The 21,033-nt window shown below is 40.6% G+C and carries 20 protein-coding genes; 1 reads left to right on the forward strand and 19 read right to left on the reverse strand.

Translation table 11 applies throughout. The features are described from left to right. Nucleotides 1-8: 8 nt before the first annotated feature. The 18 genes from flhA to H5116_RS09415 all read right to left on the reverse strand — a co-directional run bounded on the left by flhA (nucleotide 9) and on the right by H5116_RS09415 (nucleotide 18,211). Nucleotides 9-2,120 (reverse strand): flagellar biosynthesis protein FlhA, encoded by a 2,112-nt coding sequence (flhA, locus tag H5116_RS09330; protein ID WP_039484610.1) that lies wholly within the window; start codon nucleotides 2,118-2,120, stop codon nucleotides 9-11. Nucleotides 2,121-2,192: 72 nt separating this feature from the next. Next, on the reverse strand, nucleotides 2,193-3,323 hold the full coding sequence (flhB, locus tag H5116_RS09335; protein ID WP_024596365.1) for a flagellar biosynthesis protein FlhB: 1,131 nt from the start codon (nucleotides 3,321-3,323) through the stop codon (nucleotides 2,193-2,195). Between the two features lie 9 nt (nucleotides 3,324-3,332). Then, a complete protein-coding gene (gene fliR / locus H5116_RS09340; protein WP_024596364.1) occupies nucleotides 3,333-4,112 on the reverse strand; it encodes a flagellar biosynthetic protein FliR in 780 nt (259 codons plus the stop codon). A gap of 2 nt (nucleotides 4,113-4,114) precedes the next feature. Beyond that, nucleotides 4,115-4,384 (reverse strand): flagellar biosynthesis protein FliQ, encoded by a 270-nt coding sequence (fliQ, locus tag H5116_RS09345; protein WP_002959325.1) that lies wholly within the window; start codon nucleotides 4,382-4,384, stop codon nucleotides 4,115-4,117. Nucleotides 4,385-4,424: 40 nt separating this feature from the next. Further along, complete coding sequence (fliP, locus tag H5116_RS09350; protein WP_002959327.1) at nucleotides 4,425-5,165, reverse strand: flagellar type III secretion system pore protein FliP; 741 nt, start codon at nucleotides 5,163-5,165, stop codon at nucleotides 4,425-4,427. 4 nt (nucleotides 5,166-5,169) lie between these two features. Continuing rightward, nucleotides 5,170-5,553 carry a flagellar biosynthetic protein FliO gene (gene fliO / locus H5116_RS09355; RefSeq protein WP_002959331.1) on the reverse strand — a complete coding sequence of 128 codons (384 nt, stop codon included), beginning with the start codon at nucleotides 5,551-5,553 and terminating at the stop codon, nucleotides 5,170-5,172. Further along, complete coding sequence (fliN, locus tag H5116_RS09360; RefSeq protein ID WP_002959332.1) at nucleotides 5,550-5,948, reverse strand: flagellar motor switch protein FliN; 399 nt, start codon at nucleotides 5,946-5,948, stop codon at nucleotides 5,550-5,552. The genes fliO and fliN overlap by 4 nt, the downstream gene beginning before the upstream one ends. A 20-nt stretch (nucleotides 5,949-5,968) precedes the next feature. Continuing rightward, nucleotides 5,969-7,060, reverse strand: coding sequence for a flagellar motor switch protein FliM (fliM, locus tag H5116_RS09365; protein ID WP_002959334.1), 1,092 nt, complete (start codon nucleotides 7,058-7,060; stop codon nucleotides 5,969-5,971). 9 nt (nucleotides 7,061-7,069) lie between these two features. Then, nucleotides 7,070-7,600, reverse strand: a complete 531-nt coding sequence (fliL, locus tag H5116_RS09370) for a flagellar basal body-associated protein FliL (RefSeq protein WP_002959335.1) — start codon at nucleotides 7,598-7,600, stop codon at nucleotides 7,070-7,072. A 57-nt stretch (nucleotides 7,601-7,657) separates the two neighbouring features. Next, complete coding sequence (locus H5116_RS09375) at nucleotides 7,658-9,679, reverse strand: flagellar hook-length control protein FliK (protein ID WP_182716008.1); 2,022 nt, start codon at nucleotides 9,677-9,679, stop codon at nucleotides 7,658-7,660. Between the two features lie 89 nt (nucleotides 9,680-9,768). Continuing rightward, nucleotides 9,769-10,215 carry a flagellar export protein FliJ gene (gene fliJ / locus H5116_RS09380; protein WP_002959337.1) on the reverse strand — a complete coding sequence of 149 codons (447 nt, stop codon included), beginning with the start codon at nucleotides 10,213-10,215 and terminating at the stop codon, nucleotides 9,769-9,771. Then, complete coding sequence (gene fliI / locus H5116_RS09385) at nucleotides 10,215-11,549, reverse strand: flagellar protein export ATPase FliI (RefSeq protein ID WP_002959338.1); 1,335 nt, start codon at nucleotides 11,547-11,549, stop codon at nucleotides 10,215-10,217. The genes fliJ and fliI overlap by 1 nt, the downstream gene beginning before the upstream one ends. Before the next feature lie 18 nt (nucleotides 11,550-11,567). Further along, nucleotides 11,568-12,374: a flagellar assembly protein FliH gene (gene fliH / locus H5116_RS09390; protein ID WP_002959339.1), complete on the reverse strand. Its 807-nt coding sequence runs from the start codon at nucleotides 12,372-12,374 to the stop codon at nucleotides 11,568-11,570. 3 nt (nucleotides 12,375-12,377) lie between these two features. Further along, nucleotides 12,378-13,418, reverse strand: coding sequence for a flagellar motor switch protein FliG (gene fliG, locus H5116_RS09395; RefSeq protein WP_007581881.1), 1,041 nt, complete (start codon nucleotides 13,416-13,418; stop codon nucleotides 12,378-12,380). Beyond that, the gene (fliF, locus tag H5116_RS09400; RefSeq protein ID WP_182716009.1) at nucleotides 13,411-15,126 is read right to left on the reverse strand and encodes a flagellar basal-body MS-ring/collar protein FliF; all 1,716 of its coding nucleotides are present in this window, start codon (nucleotides 15,124-15,126) and stop codon (nucleotides 13,411-13,413) included. The genes fliG and fliF overlap by 8 nt, the downstream gene beginning before the upstream one ends. Before the next feature lie 20 nt (nucleotides 15,127-15,146). After that, a complete protein-coding gene (gene fliE / locus H5116_RS09405; RefSeq protein WP_182716010.1) occupies nucleotides 15,147-15,479 on the reverse strand; it encodes a flagellar hook-basal body complex protein FliE in 333 nt (110 codons plus the stop codon). Between the two features lie 156 nt (nucleotides 15,480-15,635). Next, complete coding sequence (locus H5116_RS09410) at nucleotides 15,636-17,102, reverse strand: sigma-54 dependent transcriptional regulator (protein ID WP_182716011.1); 1,467 nt, start codon at nucleotides 17,100-17,102, stop codon at nucleotides 15,636-15,638. Further along, the gene (locus H5116_RS09415) at nucleotides 17,099-18,211 is read right to left on the reverse strand and encodes a PAS domain-containing sensor histidine kinase (RefSeq protein WP_008168789.1); all 1,113 of its coding nucleotides are present in this window, start codon (nucleotides 18,209-18,211) and stop codon (nucleotides 17,099-17,101) included. Before H5116_RS09415 ends, H5116_RS09410 begins: the two co-directional genes overlap by 4 nt. Before the next feature lie 132 nt (nucleotides 18,212-18,343). Here H5116_RS09415 and H5116_RS09420 point away from each other — a divergent pair, with 132 nt between their 5' ends. Then, nucleotides 18,344-18,937: a DNA-3-methyladenine glycosylase I gene (locus H5116_RS09420; RefSeq protein ID WP_182695479.1), complete on the forward strand. Its 594-nt coding sequence runs from the start codon at nucleotides 18,344-18,346 to the stop codon at nucleotides 18,935-18,937. A gap of 302 nt (nucleotides 18,938-19,239) precedes the next feature. Here H5116_RS09420 and H5116_RS09425 read toward each other — a convergent pair whose 3' ends face one another. Then, the gene (locus H5116_RS09425; RefSeq protein ID WP_182682706.1) at nucleotides 19,240-20,676 is read right to left on the reverse strand and encodes a sigma-54-dependent Fis family transcriptional regulator; all 1,437 of its coding nucleotides are present in this window, start codon (nucleotides 20,674-20,676) and stop codon (nucleotides 19,240-19,242) included. Nucleotides 20,677-21,033: the final 357 nt, after the last annotated feature.

A 21,033-nucleotide genomic window follows, 5' to 3' on the forward strand; every position in this document is an offset into this window, starting at 1 on the left:
TTAAAATCTTATTGTTGGCCTACCGAGCTTACAATTTTGATCTGTCTTTCGTCTGGTACCTCTTGATAAGACATCACTCTCAATCCTGGAATGGTGTACTTAACAAAACGAGATAACACAGTGCGTAACATTCCTGACGTTAGCAATATAGAAGGTTCGCCGGCCATTTCTTGATTTTGATGCGCTTGTGTCAATGACACTTGAAGTCGCTCTGCAAGTCCTGGCTCAATACCGGCACCTTCATCGCCTGCATTTTGTAATGACTGATGCAACATCTGTTCCAACTCAGGCGCCAAGGTTATGACAGGGATTTCTGATGACATTCCCACCGCATCTTGAACAATTAATCTACGCAGTGAAATACGCACTGCAGCCGTTAATACATCAGGGTCTTGACTACGTGGGCCATACTCAACAAGGGTTTGAACAATTGAGCGCATATCGCGAATAGCCACGCCTTCATTTAATAAATTTTGTAGTACTTTTACAATAGCAGTTAATGGCAATACATCAGGTACTAGTCCTTCCACTAAGCGAGGATGGCTTTTAGCAAGCATATCAAGTAGGTTTTGAACTTCTTCATGCCCTAGTAATAACGCTGCACTGTTAGTTAATAACTGGCTAATATGAGTGGCAACTACCGTGGCTGAATCTACAACGGTATAACCTAGTGATTGTGCTTCATCTTTTTGATCAGGCTTGATCCATACGGCATCAAGGCCAAACGCAGGATCTTTTGTTTCAACCCCTTTAATTGGACCAAATACTTGTCCTGGGTTAATCGCTAGCTCGTCGCCATGCTTAAGCTCGCTTTCACCGGTTGAAACCCCCATTAGTGTTATTCTGTAAGCGTTAGGGTCAAGCTCTAAGTTGTCGCGTATATGTACCGGCGGCACTAAAAAACCAAGCTCTTGAGAAAGCTTTTTACGCACCCCCTTAATACGATTAAGTAGCTCACCACCTTGTGATTGGTCCACTAACGGAATTAATCTATAACCGACTTCTAAGCCAATTACATCAACCTGCTGAACGTCATCCCAGCCTAGTTCTTTTTGTTCTTGTTTATTAGCAACACCCGTTGCAACGCTTCCGCCATTAGCGGCCTCTTCAGCTTCTGCCGCAGCAGCTTTTAATTTACTTTGCTGTGTGTAGTAAGCTAAGTAACCCAGTAACGCACCTAAACTTAAAAAAGCAATATGCGGCATACCAGGCACTAAGCCCATGATGATCAAAATACCAGATGCAATAAAGAGTGACTTTTCGTTGCCTAGTTGTTTCTTAAATTGGTCCCCCATATTGAGCGACTCATTTTGGCGTGTTACAACAATCGCGGTACCAATTGAAAGCAGTAAAGAAGGGAGTTGAGCAACTAAGCCATCGCCAATGGTAAGTAATGTATATACTTCCATTGCATTGCCAAAACTCAAATTGTGCTGGATCATACCGACAAATAAACCACCAACAATATTGATGATTAGTATAACAATACCTGCAATCGCATCACCTTTTACAAATTTACTCGCACCATCCATTGAGCCGTAAAAATCAGCTTCGCGAGTTACTTCCTCGCGGCGGTCACGCGCTTGTTCTGCGCTGATAAAGCCTGCGTTCAAATCGGCGTCAATTGCCATTTGTTTACCCGGCATTGCATCAAGGGTGAAACGCGCAGATACCTCAGAAATACGACCAGCACCTTTAGTAATTACTACAAAGTTAATAATGATCAGGATTAAAAACACAACCAAACCAACAGCGTAGTTACCACCAATAACAACTGAGCCAAACGCTTCAATCACTTTACCGGCAGAGTCACCACCATTATGGCCTTCAAGTAACACAACTCGAGTACTGGCAACGTTAAGTGCTAAGCGCATAATTGTAGCGATTAGTAATACAGAGGGGAAAATACCAAATTCAACTGGCTTCATCGTGTAAACAGTTACAAGTAAAACCACTAACGCGAGAGCAATATTAAACGAGAAAAGGATATCGAGTAAAAATGGCGGTAGTGGTAAAATCACCATTCCCAAGGCAGCAAGCACAAGCAAAGGTGTACCTACCCCTTTGGCATAGTCTTTTTTGTCTCTGTTAAGTTGTTGTAATACCGCTTTAAAACTCATAATTCTACAATTTCAAAAAATTGACACTACGTAGAATTTGCAATAACTATTCCAAGTTACTCAGTTAACGGTTTAATACTTGTAGGCATCGGGGATTGGCAGCTTTTTATTGAGCTTAGTTGGACGTTTACCGCGCCCTTTATTAAAGCGCTTAAGCTGAAATACATACGCTAAAACTTGCGCTACTGCGGTAAATAGCTGATCGGGTATTTGCTCTCCTACTTCAGCCGTATGATAAAGCGCTCGGGTCAACATGGGGGATTCTAATATAGGTACTTCATTCCCTATTGCTACTTTTCGAATTTGCATCGCCATTTCATCAATGCCTTTAGCAAGCACTATAGGCGCACCTGCGCGCTCCGTGTCGTATTTTAATGCTACAGAGTAGTGAGTTGGGTTCGTAACAATAACATCAGCGTCAGGAACATCTTGCATCATGCGGTTTTGCGACATTTGCCTTTGTGTTTGCCTAATGCGCGCTTTTATTTGTGGGTCACCTTCAGAGTTTTTATACTCATCTTTAATTTCTTGCATTGTCATTTTAAGTTGTTTGTTATGGTTGTAACTTTGAAATGGTGCATCAATGGCGGCAATAACAATTAAAGTGCACGAAAGGCCTAAAAACATCCACCCTAAAATCTCTAAGGCATGAATAATATTACCCGGCGCACTTTCTAAACTTAAATGCAGTATTTCATCAAAATAAGTATTAATTAAAAACACAGCAAAACTTGCAACCAAACCAAATTTTAAAAGTGACTTTACAAGCTCAATAGCCGCTTGTGGGCCAAACATCCGCTTAAAGCCCTTCATTGGCGACATTTTACTTGCTTTAGGTGCAGCAGCTTCCCAGCTAAAGTTAAAACCACCGAGTAACGTATTACCAATAAATGCAGCCAAAACGATAATTAACACAAACATAGCCATAGGAAACATCAACGCGTCTGCAACCTCTCCCCACACGGCAAACATTTTAGTGGTATCAAAGGCTTCGTTGCGGTTTAAGCTAAGGGTTCGGCCCATTACATTGTATAAACCTTTACCAATTTCAGGACCATACATCAAAAGCGATATAGCCGAAAAAATAAGTACAAACATGGTACCTAACTCTTTTGAGCGTGCTATTTGGCCTTTCTTTTTAGATTCTTCAAGCTTTTTGGATGTCGGTTCTTCTGTTTTTTCTTGTCCTGAGTCTTCAGACATGACTTTCTCCTAAGGTGAGCAACCAACTAAAGTACACATTAGCTCAACCATTTTTAACCATTGAAACTCAAACTGAGTAACAAAGTTACCTAGTGTTGCCCAAATAATAATCAGTCCAGCTACCAAGGTAAACGGAAAACCAATAGAGAAAATATTTAATTGCGGCGCTGCACGCGTCATAATCCCAAACGACATATTAATAACGAGCATTGCGGTAAGCGGTGCAAGTGAGAGTACCAGTGCTGTAGTAAACATCCAGCCGCCCCAAGTCACTATGTCCCAGTAATGATCTACAGACCACCATGTGCCATCAATGGGTAGCACTTGAAAGCTATGCACCACCATTTGAATCATCATTAAATGACCGTTAAAAGCAAAAAATAACAAGGTGGCCAAAATAAGGAAAAACTGGCCAACCGCTGGGACGCTTGCGCCATTAGAGGGGTCAATAACCGAAGCAAAACCTAAACCGGTTTGCATCGCAAGTATTTGCCCTGCTAAAACAAAGGTATTTAATAAAAGTATAGATGCAAAACCAATAGCAACACCAATCAGCATTTGTTGAATAACGACTAAAATCATCTCAAACGAAAATAAATTAGTGAATGTAGCTGGCGGCAGAACAGGAACAACAAGAAAAGTTACGACAACTGATAAACCCATTTTTATACGCGTAGGGACATTTTTAGCCCCTAAACCAGCCATAATCATAATCATTGAGCTAATGCGTACCAGGGGCAGCAAAAAATCGCTCAACCATTGAATAACGACAGCAAAGGGGTATTCCACGTTTAACCTGCAATTTCAGGAATAAGTAATACTAGGCGAGTAAAAAAATCCATCAGTTCTTGAGTAAGCCAGTGCCCACCTACAATTAGCGCACTAATGGTAATTAATAAACGAGGTAAAAAGCTCAACGTTTGTTCATTGATTGATGTTGCCGCCTGAAACACAGCAACCACTAAACCAATAATTAGGCCTGGGACAACGATTGCAGACACCAATTTAATAACTAAAAACAGCGCGTCACTTAGAATATCAACAAAAATTTCCGGTTCCATGTTGTACTCCTATTGTTGGGTCATGTTAATGCTTTGCATACTAAGTCCCTAAACCAAAGCTTTTAGCTAGAGTCCCCATCACTAAGCTCCAACCATCAACAAGTACAAACAGCATAATTTTAAACGGTAAGGACACTATCATGGGGGAAAGCATCATCATACCCATCGCCATTAATACCGAAGCGACCACTAAATCAACAATTAAAAATGGGATAAAAAACATAAACCCAATTATAAATGCCGTTTGCAGTTCGCTGGTTACAAAGGCCGGTATTAACACTATTAATGGCGTATCTTGTGGCGAATTTAGCTGATCGTAACCAGCAATTTTAGCGAACGTTTCTAAATCTTTTAAACGCACCTGTGAAAGCATAAATGCTTTCATTGGCTCTTTAGCAAGCTCTAAAGCCTCTACTGATGTAACCTGCTCATTTAAGTAAGGCTCTATAGCTCGCTCGTTTACCTGCTGATAAATAGGCGCCATTATAAAAATACTTAAAAAAAGTGACATACCTAATAACACTTGGTTTGACGGTGTTTGCTGTAAGCCAATTGCTTGGCGCAAAATGGCGAGTACAACAATAATTCGTGTAAAAGAGGTCATCATAATTATGGCGGCCGGTATAAAACTCAGCGCCGTCATAATTGCTAAAACTTGTAACGTTACTGAGTAATCTTGCGTGCCATCAGCGTTTGTTGTAATAGTAAGGGCATCAATTCCTTCTGCACTTACATTTGGTACAAACACCATGGCAAAAATAATAAGCAGCCACTTTGTCATAGGTTTAATTCTTTTTATTTTGGTTTGATTGCGGGTTTAAAAGTTTACCAAATCGTTTAGCGAGTTCAGGCAGTTCTTTTTCACTTAATGGGGTTTCTAACTTGTGTAAATAATTAATACTGTGGGGAGTTACACCAAGTAAGTGCTGAGCATTATCTATCTCAACAACCATTAAACGCTCGCGAGAACCTAAAGGTAGACTTCTAACTACTTTAAACTCATCACTATTTGCTAAATTAGGGTTAAGCTTTTTAACAAAAAATGCCAGTACAATAATCAGTACTAGCACCATTACAAGCGACAGCACCATAGAGAGTATATCCCCAGTGGGTGTTGCCACATCTGCTTTTGAAAAAACGGTAGTCGTTAAAGCAACTAATAAGCTCATCGTAATTTTTTGATCCGCTCTACTTGGCTTATCACGTCAGTTAAGCGAATACCAAATTTGTCGTTTACTACAACTACTTCGCCATGAGCGATTAAAGTACCATTAACTAGCACGTCTAGCGGCTCACCCGCAACACGGTCAAGCTCAACAACAGAGCCTTGATTAAGTTGCAGTAAGTTACGAATGTTGATTTTAGAGCGCCCTACTTCCATTGAAATAGTAACGGGGATATCTAAAATAGTGTCGAGTTTTCGTTTTTCATCACCACTCATTTCATGTTTTGAATCACTTAACTCATCAAGCTCTGCAACATGTGCTTCGCCACTATCATCTGGACCTTCGGCTTCTGCTAATGCTGCTGCCCATTCATCCATTGTGTCTTGATCATCGCTCATACTTTTAACCTTTTAATCAATTACCAGTCTAAGTCTACACCGTCAGAGAGGTGTAAATCATCTTCTAGTTCTGCTAATTCTGCATCTGAGTCAATTTTCTTGCCGCCTTTGGTAAATACATGCAGCTCAGATTTAACTGAATCAGGTCGTTTAATTTTTTCACTAATTTGAAGCGCAACATTATCGCGAGAGCGACCCATCTTGGCTCTAAATGTAGGGAGTTCCTCAACAAATACGGTTATATGCTCAGGCATTTCAACCGGAATAATATCACCTGCTTTTAATTCCATAATTTGCTTTAAGGTCAAATCAACTTCAAGTAACTGAGTCGACATATCAACCTCAACATCCATTATTTCATCGCGAAGTGCTTTGCTCCAACGTAAGTCGGTATCCTCTGTATCAGATTGAACACCCGCATCTAAAAGCTCTCGGATTGGCTCAAGCATCGAATACGGAAGTGCAATATGAAAATCGCCGCCACCGCCATCAAGCTCAATATGAAAAGAGCTAATAACCACAACTTCTGTTGGACTTACAATATTCGCCATAGCTGGGTTTACTTCTGAATCGAGATATTCAAACGATACATCCATAACCGGTGCCCATGCTTCTTTATAATCTTCAAAGATTATTTTAAGGAGCATTTGTACAATCCGGCGCTCTGTTGGGGTAAATTCTCGGCCCTCTATCTTTGCATGATAACGCCCGTCACCACCAAAAAAGTTATCTACCAAAATAAACACAAGTCGTGCTTCCATGGTAATCAGGCCAGTGCCTTTTAAAGGCCTAAAACGGACCATATTTAAACTGGTTGGGACAAATAAAGTATGAATATACTCGCCAAACTTAATCATTTGCACGCCGTTAATAGACACCTCTGCGGTGCGACGCATCATATTAAATAGGCTAATTCGCATATGACGAGCAAAGCGTTCGTTAACAATTTCCAGCGTCGGCATACGACCACGTACGATCCGATCTTGCGAAGAAAAATCGTACTGAAGCGTACTTCCCCCGCCATCTTCACCTTCGTGTATATCTTCCTCTTCAACGTCATCAACGCCATGTAATAGCGCATCAATTTCGTCTTGGGATAATAAATCGCTCACGCTAACCCCTTATTGCATCACAAAGCCGGTAAACAATACCCGCTCAATTACTTTACTGCCTTCAACATCCATTAAGGCTTTTTGTACCTTTTCAAGTGCAGAAAAACGAAGTGTTTCTTTACCAGAGCTCGTACTTAACTCATCAGCAGTTGTAGTAGAAAACACGCTTAATAGCGTCCCTTCTATTAGCGGAATATGTTTTTTGGCTGTTTCTTCATTTACTTCGCCACGCACTAATAATTGTACTTTAATTTGGACAATTCTATCGCGACTTGAGCCAGGCACGTTAAATACAAATGGGCGTGGCATAGCAACATACAAAGCACTACCAACTTCTGCTGATGAACCAGAAGCTGCAGGAGCAGCATCAGTCGACATCGCAGTCTCTTCATCTAAGGTTTCAACTGGCGCATCCGAACCTGACATAAAAAAGTAACCCGCAGCACCACCTGCAATAAGTAGTACAGCTACTATGATTATTATTAGTTTCTTTTTACTTTTACCGGTTTCTTCGATTTCTAAACTTGCTTCTTCAGCCATCATGATTCCTTTAATCGCAAAGGTACTTGCTTGTTTTAACTATTATAATAGCAGTACTTAGGCATAGTAATCTATTGATGATGAAGTTTGTTGTCGAGAACTTTGTGCAGTGTTATTTGCTTGCTCGTCATTTTCATCATTAACTGACTTATTATTAGCCAAATTACCTTGGGCTCCACTCTCACTTTGCTCAGCTGTTTCACCACCTGATTGCCCATAAGAAATAGTGCTTTCACCAAGCTCTAGCCCTTGTTGCGCTAACATTTCACGTAAGCGCGGCATTGATTGCTCAAGCGCTTCTTTGGCTTGCTGGTTTTGTACAACAAAGTTTATATGTGCTTGTTCTGCATCGCTACGAATACGTATTTGCATGCTGCCCATTTCTGGAGGATCGAGGCGAATTTCTGCTTCTTTATTATTAATGCTCAACATTGAGCTAACGCGCTCTTGCAGTAATTTAGCTGCATCACTTTTAACAATATTAATTGCCTGCATTACACCTGGATCAATACTTACTTGCTTAACTTGTGATGTACTTTGTAATTGTTGAGTTTGAATTATTTGGGTATCAAGTAAGCTCTGCTCGTAACTTAATGAGTCGTATTGGCTTAATGTGCTCGTTTGCTGAGTATTTAAAGCGGCTGTAATTTGCGTAAATACTTGTGCTACGCGTCCAGGAGTTTGTTCTGCCGTTATTTTTCTAAGCCCATCTTTTTGTAACTCTTCAAATGATTTTAATAAATCATCACGCTTAGCTGAGGTTGCTACGGCTTTATTAATATCCGCGCCTTCGTTTGTAGATGCCTTTAAGCTTAACTTTTGTGGATCATATACTGTATTAGGAGTCTCTGAGGCCACAAACGTTTTTGAGTCTGATTTAGCGGTATCAGCAAGCCCAATTTCAATAGAAGCTTTTAACTCATTAACTGTTTGCTTAAGCACTGACAACTGCTCGCCTTTAGGCTGCTCTGTTTTAATATATGCGTTTAATTGCGTTAATAAACTTTGTTTTTCAGTTGTATTAAGTGAATTTATCTCTGCGCTAAAAGAGTGTTTTGTTACCGTGCTTTGTGCTTTTTCGTTATCAGTAATAAATTGTGCAAGCATTTGCTTAATATTTGAAGTGTTACTTGTTGCGCTATTTGTTGAATCAGCGTTCTCTAATACCTTAACTTGCGCGTTAAGTTGTGAGCGCTGCTCAGGCGTTAAACTAGCAATAACACTATTAGCTTTAATTAAGCTCGCATCTTTAGTCATTAACGTATCTATTGCTGCATTATTATCAGCTTCAGTTGTGGCTAAAGGAGACTGAGTAACGCTCGCTTTGTCGGCGGGTGTTGGCAAAACTGTATTATTTTTATCAGCAGACTTATTTTGTCCTAGCTGCTCTTTAGAACTCATTAATGCAAATTCAGGTTTTTCTACTGTAGAGCCAGGGCTGTCATCTGGCTTTTTATTTATAGAATTTAATGGCCCTTCAATAGCTTCAGCAACACCACTTTTCCGATGCTTGCCTTCATTTAATGGTAAAGAGTTCAAAGGTAGTGAGCTTAAGTTATCGCTTTTTGAATCAATTAATTTAGCCGTTTTAGAGTCTACATTAGTGGCAATTGGATTTTGCACTACACTCGCTGTATTCGCTTCTTCAGTCGTTACTTCATCACTTGTATTAGCAGATAAAATTACTGAGGTGGTTTCTAACTCTGCATCTTCTGATTCTATACTTTTAGTTGCATCGAACGGCTTATTAATCGAGGTGCTCATTGCTTGTGCTGAATTAATTTGATCAAGCATCTCAACAGATAAAAAAGTAACTTCGTCTGTTGTTATTTCATCTAGCTTTACGCTCAGATTTTCATTTTCTTCTGGCTGTTTATGCTTAGGTATGGCAATCGAGTTTTCGGCATCGGGATTTTTATTGCCCTTAAGCAAAGGCCCCATAGAGTTATGCGCTTCGTTTAGCTGGCTTAAAAATTCCTCGCCTAAATTTCCTTCGCCATTAGCTAAGCTATTGTCTTTAAAAGCTAACAGTGAATCTTTTTCAGAAGAAACTAAAAACGAAATGTTATTCATCGCCATAAATCACCTAATACCATTACGGCAATATGCCACCGCATACCGCCAAAAGTTAAATACCACTAAGTAACAAAGCAATTAACGTGCCTGAATTACAAAGCTTTCCGACGTTGAAAAAACTGATTAGCTGAAAACTCATCTAACATTTTTTGCTCGTTTTTAGCCATTAATGCATTTGCTTTGAGTTTTTGATTCTCGATTAATTTGGCAACTGCTTTAGCTTTAATTTGCTGCTTAAGCCATAGCGTTTTACGTTGAGTAACAACTTGCTTAGCGGTATTTACTGTACTTGCTTGTTGGCGAATTGCCTCTTCAATTTTAGCTATAAAAGCATGGTACTGACCAAACCCTGCACTAGATAAACCCGACTTACCTTTTAGGTGTAACTGTTGAGAATATTCAAGTCTAAAGTTATTTAAGCCTTGCAGCTTTTGTTGATTTGCTTGCAAATTTTGATTGGCTTGTAAGTAACTCATGCGCAAATTTTCTTCTTTATCATTTTCAATTTTGAGCAATAAATCGAGTTTATTTTTAGCCATTATGCTTGTCCTAGTAACTGAGCAAGACCTTGCAGACCATCATCGTAACTAATGACATCTCGCATACCTTGTTGTAAAAATGCATTTACTCTTGGCATCATATTTATGGCTTGGTCGAGCATTTGATCGGTCCCTTTTTGATAAGCACCTAAAGTAATCATATCTTTGTTTTGTTGATACATTGAATAAACTTGCTTAAGTACACGGGCTTGTTGCATGTGTGGTTCAGAAACGACTTGAGGCATAACACGCGAAATCGATTTTTCTATATCTATAGCGGGATAGTGCCCGCTGTCGGCTAAATCACGCGATAATACAATGTGGCCATCTAAAATAGCTCGCGCTGCATCAGCAATAGGGTCTTGCATATCATCGCCTTCACTCAACACCGTAAAAAAGGCGGTAATTGAACCTTGCCCTTCACCGCCATTACCAGCACGTTCCACCAGCGCAGGTAATTTAGCAAACACCGAAGGCGGATAACCCTTTGTAGCAGGCGGCTCGCCTACAGCAAGTGCAATTTCACGTTGCGCCATTGCATAACGCGTTACCGAATCGAGTAACAATAATACGTTTAAACCCTGATCTCTAAAATACTCTGCAATAGTTACGGCGCTCTCACAGCCTTTTAAACGCATAAGCGGTGATGAATCAGCGGGCGCTGCGACAACAACTGAACGTTTGCGCCCCTCTACACCGAGTATTTCTTCAATAAATTCTTTTACTTCGCGACCACGCTCCCCCACTAAGCCAACAACAATGACATCGGCTTCGCTACCTCGGGTCATCATACCGAGAAGTACTGATTTACCCACACCAGAGCCTGCAAACAAGCCCATGCGCTGGCCTTGTCCTACTGTAATAACCGAGTTAATAGCACGCACACCTACATCCATAGGCTTAGTGATTGGTCTTCTTGAAAGCGGGTTTATAGTATTTTGTGCAAACTTTAAATGATGCTCAGCATTAATTTTACCTAGGCCATCTAGCGGTCGCCCTAAGCCATCAACCACGCGCCCTAGTAAACTCATCCCTACAGGTAAACCTAAGTTATTAACTTGAGGAATTACACGCGCACCTGGAAGTACACCAGAGATATGATCATTAGGCATTAAATACAAAGTTTGATCGTTAAAACCGACTATTTCGGCGTCTACAAAGCCGTTCATAGTTTCTATTTTACATTGGCTACCAACGGGAGCACGTAAACCTCTAGCCTCAAGGGTAAGGCCAACAACACGCGTTAAAATACCTGCCACAGCAGGCGCTGGGGTTTTAATATGTTGTTGATATTGAGATAAGCGTTCGCTTAAAGGTGCACGTTGAGTTGACATAACACGCCGATAAAATAGTTAGATACCACTATTATGCAAAAAACTATCCAACGTTTCTTTGACACGTGTTTTAAGGGTCATATCGAGTGATGATTGCGCTGTTTTAACTTCACAGCCACCGCGCTCAAGAGTGGGCTCTGCCATTAATTGCCAGTTATTATCAATAATGGTTTGTTCACCGTAACTCTCTTTTATGAGCTCTAAATCTTCGGGGTTTAAATGAATTCGTACTTTTTCTTGCTCGGCATTAAGAGAATCTATACTTTGCTTTAACGTATGTAAGATCACATCTGGCGATGTTTTTACTTCTTGATAAATAACAGCTTCCGCTAACATACTAGCAAGTTGTACTAATTGCTTTTCAGCTTGTTCATCTACTTTATCTAGCGGTGCAGTAAGTCCCTCTAAAATAGTTTTTAAACTTGTTAACTGCTCTTCAATTAATGGTTTTACGTCATCAAGGCCTTTTGTTTTACCTTGCTCTAAGCCTTCTTTGTAGCCAGCCTCTTTGCCTTCGCCAACGCCTTTTTCAAAACCGTCTATGTAGCCTTGCTCATGACCTTGCTTGAGGCCTTCTTCGTAGGCATCTTGCCTAATGCGTTCAAGCTCAACCATAGTAAGCGCAGGCAATTCTGGTTCTTGTGGCTCATCAATTGGCATTTCTTCAGCTAATTCTTTTTTATACAGATCACTAAGCGGTGTACCGTAAGCTGTAGAGCGATTGCCAAAGCTGCTCTCATCTGGTGCTACATCTGGAATAGCCCAGTTTTTTAATAATTCATCTGCTTCATCAGCCCGAAGTGTGCGCCCTTTGAGTTTGCTCATGGTTTACAAGAACTCCTCGCCACCGCCGCCGCCCAGCTGAATTTCACCTGAGTCAGATAAACGACGCGCTGTTGATAAAATCTCTTTTTGCGCCGCTTCTACTTCACTTATACGAACAGGTGCCATAGCTTCTAAATCATCAGCAAGCATTTCGGCTGCACGCTTAGACATATTGCCCAGTATTTTATCTTTAAGGGCATCGTCGGTGCCTTTAATTGCTTTCATTAATACGTCTTGTTGTACTTCTCGCAGGATTGCTTGAATACCACGGTCTTCAACATCCATTAAGTTTTCAAACACAAACATTAAGTCTTGAATTTGCTGCGACATCTCTTCGTCATGCTCACGAATAGAGTCCATTAACTGCCCTTCTACATTGGTATCTAGGTAGTTCATTATATCTGCAGCTGCTTTTAAGCCACCCATTTTAGCGGCTTGTGCACCTGCTTGGCCGGCAAATTGTTTTTCCATAATTTCGTTTAGCTCTTGCAGTGCTGCTGGCTGAACTTCTTCAAGGTTTGCAATACGCATTGTTAAATCTAAACGCACTTTTTCAGGGAACTGAGCAATAATCTCAGCTGACTGTTCTGGCTCTAAATACGATAATACAATGGTTTGAATTTGCGGATGCTCATTACGAATAATGTTTGCTACCTGCTTAGAGTCCATCCATTTTAATGAATCCAAGCCTTTAGCACCTGAGCCCATAACAATTTGGTCAATAAGGCTAGCGGCTTTGTCTTCACCAAGTGCTGCTGTAAGCGCTTTTTTAATAAAGTCTTCTGACTGAAAACCAATGGTACTAAAGCTTTGAATTTGTTCTATAAACAAGTTGTGTACAGCGCTAATTTTAGCTTGAGATAAATCCTGTAGCCCAGCCATTGCCATACCCACTTTTTGCACCTGTTTAGGTTCTAAGTGTTTAAGGATTTGCGCGGCATCTTCTTCTGATAAACTCAAAAGTAATATAGCGGCTTTATCTACCCCATCTAGCTTATCAACATCAAAGGCTGGCGGGAGTTGTTTTTGTTCTTGATCAGTCATCTTCTGTTAACCACGCTTTCACTACTTGTGATGATAGTTCTGGTTCGTTAGCTACAAGGGCACGAATTGCTTTGAGTAAATCTTCGTCGCCATGTAAATCCGGTAACTGCAGTGTACCATCACTTGAGAAACCAACCGAAGCAGAATCAAAGTCTTTATTTAGCATATCAAGTGTATTGTCGCCAATATCTACGCCTGAACTTAATGCATCTTCGTCGTATTCTTCTAGTGTATCGTCTGGGTAAATTAAGCGCTTAAGCATTGGTTTTACTACTGCCATTATCAATACAATGATAACTAAGGCGCCTAGCACAAGGCGGGCTATTTTCATAAACCAGTCTTGTTCCCACAGTGGCACTTCTATTGATAAATTTGTTGCTTCACGTACAAACGGCACTGTTACTACTTCAAGTGCATCACCACGTTGCATATCAAAACCTACACCACCTTGTAGTAAGCGACGAATATTTGACAATGCCTCTACCGAGCGCGGGGCCATAGTTGTTTCGCCGTTTTCTCCCACTTTAGGGACATAGTCAACAGCAACTGACACACTTATTCTGCGTATTACACCACTTTGCTGGCGCTTGTGAGAAATAGTTGTATCGAGTTCATAATTACGTGTTGCTTCTTTGTGGCTACGTGTTGGTGACGTAGCTGTGCCTGCGCCGCCTTGTCCTGCAACTTCAGGGATGTTTGAGTTTAGCGGTGGTTGATTTGTAAGCGCACCAGGAATACCAACAGCTAAACCACCAATGTTATTTTCTTCAAATGTGGTTTCGCTTCTAACCGCTGGTAGGTCTGGGTTATAACGCTTTTGAGTTTCCTCAACTGAGCTAAAGTCCATGCTCAAATCAACTTGAGCTGTATAGTTTGCAAGCCCAACAACCGGTATTAAAATACTGTCTATTTTTTCAAGATACTCTTGTTCGCGCTTACGTTCTAAATCGTATTCTTTACGAGAGCGTGCTGCTAATGAGCTTTGCGAACCTGAATTTAATAATCGACCATTTTGGTCAGTGACTGTAACACGTGCAGGCTCTAAGCCTTGTACTGCAGAAGCAATCATATCAACAACAGAGTCTACTTCTTCACGGTCAAGTGAGCGGCCACGCTTAAGTGTTAATACAACAGTAGCGGATGGTTTTTTCTCTCTGCGGGCAAATACGTTTTCTTTAGGAATGGCTAACAATACTTTGGCGCGAGTAATGTTGTTAAGCTCTTCAATTGTGCGTGCTAATTGCTGTTCACGACCATGTTTTAGGCGCTCACGCTCCAAGCGTTGGCTTACGCCAAAGCCCATATCTTGCATAATAATGTCAGAGCCTGATGCTGGACCTTGCTCTAACCCTTCACGGGTCATTAGTAGCTTAATGTTTTGGTATTCACTTTCATCAACCGATACAACATTGCCATCGAGTTGATATTCAATTTTTTGTGCATCTAAAAAGTCTAATGTTTGAATAAGCTCTTCAGTTTGCATTTTGCCTAACGGGCGCATATCTGGCTGACGAGCCCAAATAATAATGAAAATCGCGATAGCTAAACAAATCGCTAATGCTATTACCAGTGTTACTTGGCGCAATACATCAACACCACTTAAAGCACTTAAGTAGCCTGACTTTTGTTCTTGTTGATCATCACCACCACTTTGGTCGATACCGCCGCCAGCAAGTGCTAGGTCTGTAGATTGGTTAGATTGCGCCACAATAATTCTCCACTACCTAATTAAACAGGCATGTTCATGATTTCTTTATAAGCTTCAACAAGTTTATTACGAACCTGTACTGTAGCCTCAAAAGCAACTGACGATTTTTGAGAAGCAATCATCGCCTCAGCAAGCGATACACTTCGATCACCCATTTCAACCGCTGTTACTTTTTGACCTGCATCTTGCTGTAAACCGTGCACTGTATTTAGTGCATCACTTAGCATGTCGCCAAACTGGGAAGTAGAAGTAGGCTGAACTTGAGTCGGCAATTTATTTATTTGATTATTACGGCCGGCTTCTAAAGCCATTGATTGCATTTCTTGAAATACAGCACTGTTTTGAATTTTCATAATTTATCTCTGACACGCAGTGAACTCTTACAAGTAATAAAGCACAAAACATGCCAATAAATTAATTGTTGAAATACATGCGGTTAGCTTTAAATTATGTGAGTCAGAGTTTTGACAACCCTAAGTTCGCAGCGCAAACTTAGGGTTTATAGGAGGTTATGCAGGAAGTGAAATACCTAAATCGCGCATTTGCGCTAGTTTATAACGTAAAGTTCGTGGGCTTATGCCCAACGTTTCGGCAACGTCTTTACGCTTACCTTGGCAACGTGCAAGGGTTTCTAAAATAATGCGATGCTCTTTGTCTTTAAGCTCATCTTTATAGCTACCGGTATCTGCTGCTAGTAAACCTTGTTTAGGCTCATCCTCGGCATGCAATTTTTCATCATAATATGCAGAGCTTAGCGTGCTTATATCAACGCCTTTATTTACGTGAGCCACTTCTGTTGGCGATACTGTTTGCGCCGGTGCCAATGATGGCTCCATAACAAAGTTATTAGGCGCTAAGTTTTCAATAAAAATAGCATGCTCGTTTATTGTATCGCCACTTCGCAGTATAAGCGCACGCTGTATAACGTTATCAAGCTCGCGTACATTTCCAGGCCACGCGTGAGCCAGTAACTTTTGCTCGGCAGCTTTATCTAAATACGCCATTAGCTCTTTACTTTTACTGATATGGCGCTCAATTAAATGCTTAGCCAATACAATAATATCGCCAGGGCGTTGGCACAATGGTCGCCACATTAATGGAAAAACATTAAGCCTGTAATATAGATCTTCTCTAAATTGGTTTTCAGACACGGCTTCTTTTAAATCACGATTACTGGTTGCCAAAATACGTACATCGAGCTGGATTGTTTTACGACCCCCTAAACGCTCTACTTCACGCTCTTGCAGTACGCGTAACAGCTTTGCTTGTAGCCCTAAGTCCATCTCTGTAATTTCATCAAGTAAAATAGTCCCGCCTTGTGCTTGCTCAAACTTACCCGGACATGCTTGAATCGCGCCTGTAAAAGCCCCTTTTTCGTAACCAAATAAAGTGGCTTCGAGCATATTTTCAGGAATAGCCGCGCAGTTAATCGCCACAAATGGCTCATTACAGCGGCTCGACTTATCATGAATATAGCGAGCAAGTACTTCCTTACCTGAACCACTTGGGCCAAGTACCATTACACTTGCATCAGAGCGTGCTACTTTACTCGCAAGCTCCAATAATTGAATACTAGTTGGGTCAGCAACAATAGGTCCGTCGGTTTCTTTTGCTTTTTCAGGTAAATAACGGCTCACCATATTTAACAGCACTTCAGGTGCAAATGGTTTAGCCATGTAGTCAATTGCACCTAGACGCATGGCTTCTACCGCATCGTCAATTGTGGCGTACGCCGTCATCATCAATACAGGTAAGTCAGGGTGGTTTAATTTAATACTGCGTAGTAAATCAAGTCCACTCATTGCGCCCATTTGCACGTCGCTTACAACAAGCGAAAATTGATCTTTTTTAAGCAATATCATTGCTTGCTCAGCACTGCTCGCTGCAACACATTCAATACCCGACATTTCAAGGGTATCTATTAAGGCTTCACGAAGCCCAGCGTCATCTTCGACAACTAAAATAGTGTTACTCATAATGACCCCTCTAATTTAGATGTTGCCTTAATAGGCAGTAACAAGCTAAAGCAGGCACCACCATGCGTATTATTAGTCACATCAACACGGCCTTGGTGCGCACTAGCCACCGAACTCACTACAGCAAGCCCTAAACCTGTGCCCTGACTTTTTGTAGTAAAAAATGGTTCAAAAATTTTATCGCTTTGGCTTAAATCAACACCTGGGCCATTGTCGCTCACACTAATACGAACCATATCTAAATCTTTTAAATCTCTTTGTGCGCTAATTTTTACTTTTGCGCCACCGCCAATAACTTGAATACTATTGTGCACTAGATTTTGAATAGCACTGGCCAATGCCGTTTTATTACCAACTATTTGTATATCGGGTTCTGGTAAGCTTACATCTAGCTCACTTTCATTAAGTGCGACCATCGCATCAGCACCTGCTTTAACTTCGGTTAAAAGCTGCTGCATTGAAACTTGCTCAACAACTTGCTGATCGCCACTTTTAGCAAATAACAGCATGTCGTTTACTTGAGTTTCTAAATCTTTTAAACGCGACATTAACTTTGTTTGAAAATTATCGCGAGATGCTTCGGGTAAGCGCTTTGACCCTAAATTAGCAGCATAAAGCATAGCGGCTGAGAGCGGCGTACGGACTTGATGCGCTAATGATGCAACCATTTTGCCCAGCGCGCTTAATCGCTGCATATGTGCAACACGTTTTTGTAAGCGGCGAGTTTCGGTTAAATCCGTCATTAAAATAAGTTGCCCAGGCTCTGGTGCTAAAGCAGTAATATCAAGTTTTATTAGGCGTCCGTCTTTTAAAGACACTTCATGGCCATCATCTTGATGTGGCCTAAAAGAGCGCTGAATAACATTAAACCAGCGTTCGCCTTCAAGTGGCTCGCCAAGCATATCAATCGCTATTTGATTCGCTTTTGCAATCAACCCTTTGCCATCAAGTACAACCACGCCTGCTGGCATGGTATCAACCAAATGCGAAAGCCAACTTGCTTGCTTGCGCAGATCGCTTAATTCACCAATGTACTCCTCTTGAAGTAAACATGGGTTATACTGATTTGCAGAAAAAAACTGTGGTTTTAGCACGCTAGCAAGGGCCATAATCAAATCTCGAATTGATGTAGATACAAGTCTAAATGCACGATTTATACCAAAATTTATTTACATACTTATCATTAAGTTACATCAATAATTTGAGCGACATAAAAATGACGCACACAAAAAGGAATAATAATGAGTGAGCAAAAAAAGTGCCGTTGCCCGTGGCTCGACACCACTAAACCCGACTACGTTATTTACCATGATGAAGAATGGGGCGTCCCTCTTTATGATGATACAAAGCTGTTTGAATTTATCACTCTTGAATCAGCGCAAGCCGGCTTAAGCTGGTACACAATTTTAAAAAAGCGCAGCGGTTATAAAAAAGCATTTGCCAATTTTGATGTAGATAAAGTGGCACAACTCACACAAGATGACATTGAGAGATTAATGCTTGATGAGGGTATTGTGCGCAATCGCTTAAAAATTGCGGCAACTGTTAACAACGCAAAGTGCTTTATAGAAATACAAAAAGAATTTGGAAGTTTTAGTAACTACCAATGGCAGTTTGTCGATAATAAACCGATTATAAGTAATTTAAATAACGCTGAGGACTACCCAGCAATTACAGAGGCATCAACTGCATTTGCTAAAGATTTAAAAAAACGGGGTTTTAAGTTTTTAGGCCCAACAACGGTATATGCGCATATGCAGGCCTGCGGTATGGTTAACGATCACAGTAATGATTGTTTTAGGAAAGAAGAAATTATTAAGACTTTTAGTGAGTAAGTGATTTATAACCATAAAAGTGATTAGTTCACAAAGAGGTTAAGAGACGCTGCGCTTTAGAGAAGTAAAGCGTAAATTGACTATGGTTTCTCATTTACCTTCGTTTTTCTCTTTGTGAAATAACGTTTTATTTAAATGATTAAAAGCTACGCTTTTCACGCGAGCAAACTCAGCGTCTACCGCCAAGGTTTAAGTTTGGGTTATCTTGTAGACGCCATGCTTGCGTGACGGGCAAAGCCCGTAAAGTGATTGATCACAAATGAATAATAAATAACGAAAAGTATTTCACCATTTTCGTACTTCTAATCTCGTGAAAGATTATACTTTTTCATTTTCTCAACGAGTGTTGTTCTGCGAACCCCTAATATCTCTGCAGCGCGAGCTACAACGTAATCATAGCGCTCTAACGCTTGGGTAATTAAGCTAATTTCAAGCTCTGCTAAATAATCTTTAAGTTCAATACCATCATCAGGTAATAGCCCACTACCCGTTTGGCTAAACTCAGCGTCTGGCTCACTTTCGTAATCACTAAAGCCTGTACTAAATATGTCGTTAAAGGCGTCTTTTTCCATTAACTCTTCAGGGTATTCTGGCTCGTAGGCTTCAACTTCAATGTAACGATATTTGTTAGGTAAATCAGGAATATCGACCACTTTGTCAGGGAACATAATAACCATACGCTCCACCAAATTAGCAAGCTCACGAATATTACCAGGCCAAGCATGTTCTTTTAAGCTCTCAACTGCGCGCTCTGTAAACTTAGCGGTAGAACCAGTCTGGTCGTTAACACGGCGCATTAACTCTTTTAAAAGCAGCGGAATATCATCAGCTCGTTCACTCAGCGATGGGTTTTCGATAGGGAATACATTTAAACGGTAATATAAATCTTCCCTAAAACTACCCTCTTCAATCATTGTTTCAAGATTACGATGCGTGGCCGCAATAACGCGTACATCAGCTTGGATTGCCTTTGTACCACCAACACGTTCGTAGCTGCGTTCTTGCAATACTCGCAGCAACTTAACTTGCATTTGCAGTGGCATATCGCCTATTTCATCTAAAAATAGCGTCCCGCCTTGAGCTAGTTCAAAGCGCCCTTTACGAGCCGATATAGCACCAGTAAACGCGCCTTTTTCGTGGCCAAATAGTTCACTTTCGAGCAGCTCTGCCGGAATAGCACCACAGTTTACAGGTACAAACGGTCCATTAATGCGCTTTGAAAGCAAGTGAACATTACGGGCAACCACTTCTTTACCTGTGCCTGATTCGCCTAAAATTAAAACATTAGCGTCGGTTTTTGCCACTTGTTCAATTAAAAAGCGAACATCTTTTACGGCCTCTGTTTCACCAACAAGTCCGTCAAAAGTTTTATGTGGTTTAGAATGCTTATGCTCATTTGGCAACATGCGCTGATACTGCTGGCAATCGTGAAGTAACTGCGTTGTCACTTCGTGATTAAATGGCTCGCAAATAAGCCCCACCACATTAGCGATACTTAATAGTGGTTTTAGCGTTTCGCCAATTAATAAAAACGGTAATGTTGGATAGCGTTTAATTAAGCTTTCGTGGTCCAGTGATTGCAAAGCTCCTAAAATAATCATGCATTCTTGCTGCTGATATTTTTTGCATTCTTGTTCAAAGCAGTCTTCGCTTAATAGTTGTACAGCTTCACCAATAAAGCCAAGTGAAGCATTTAATCCTATTGCGCGGTTGTTATTATTATCTAAAATCAAGATCATATTTAGCGAGCCGTACTTTCACTAATTTGTATAATTATTTAAATTGTAAGCCAGTTCAGCATGGATGCAAGTGATAGCGGCAGTTTTTTGACATAAACGCCAAAAAACAGGCGGGCTAGTTAAGTCAATCATACTTAATAGTTAATCATTAAGTATGGGTTATAGTTTTAACTTAGCCATTACTTAACTATTACCTAACTATAACTTAGCCCTAAAAATTAATTTACTCGGCTATAAAAATGCTATTGTTAGTAAATAAATTTAAGTTGAAGTTACAAATGCCGATACATAAATAAGTAAAAATGCTTGGCATTAATATTGCTTTATTTCTATAAAAGTATAAAAGCTTTATTGAAT

Origin of the sequence: Pseudoalteromonas sp. SG45-2 (assembly GCF_014164115.1) — a bacterium.
GTDB lineage: Bacteria > Pseudomonadota > Gammaproteobacteria > Enterobacterales > Alteromonadaceae > Pseudoalteromonas > Pseudoalteromonas distincta.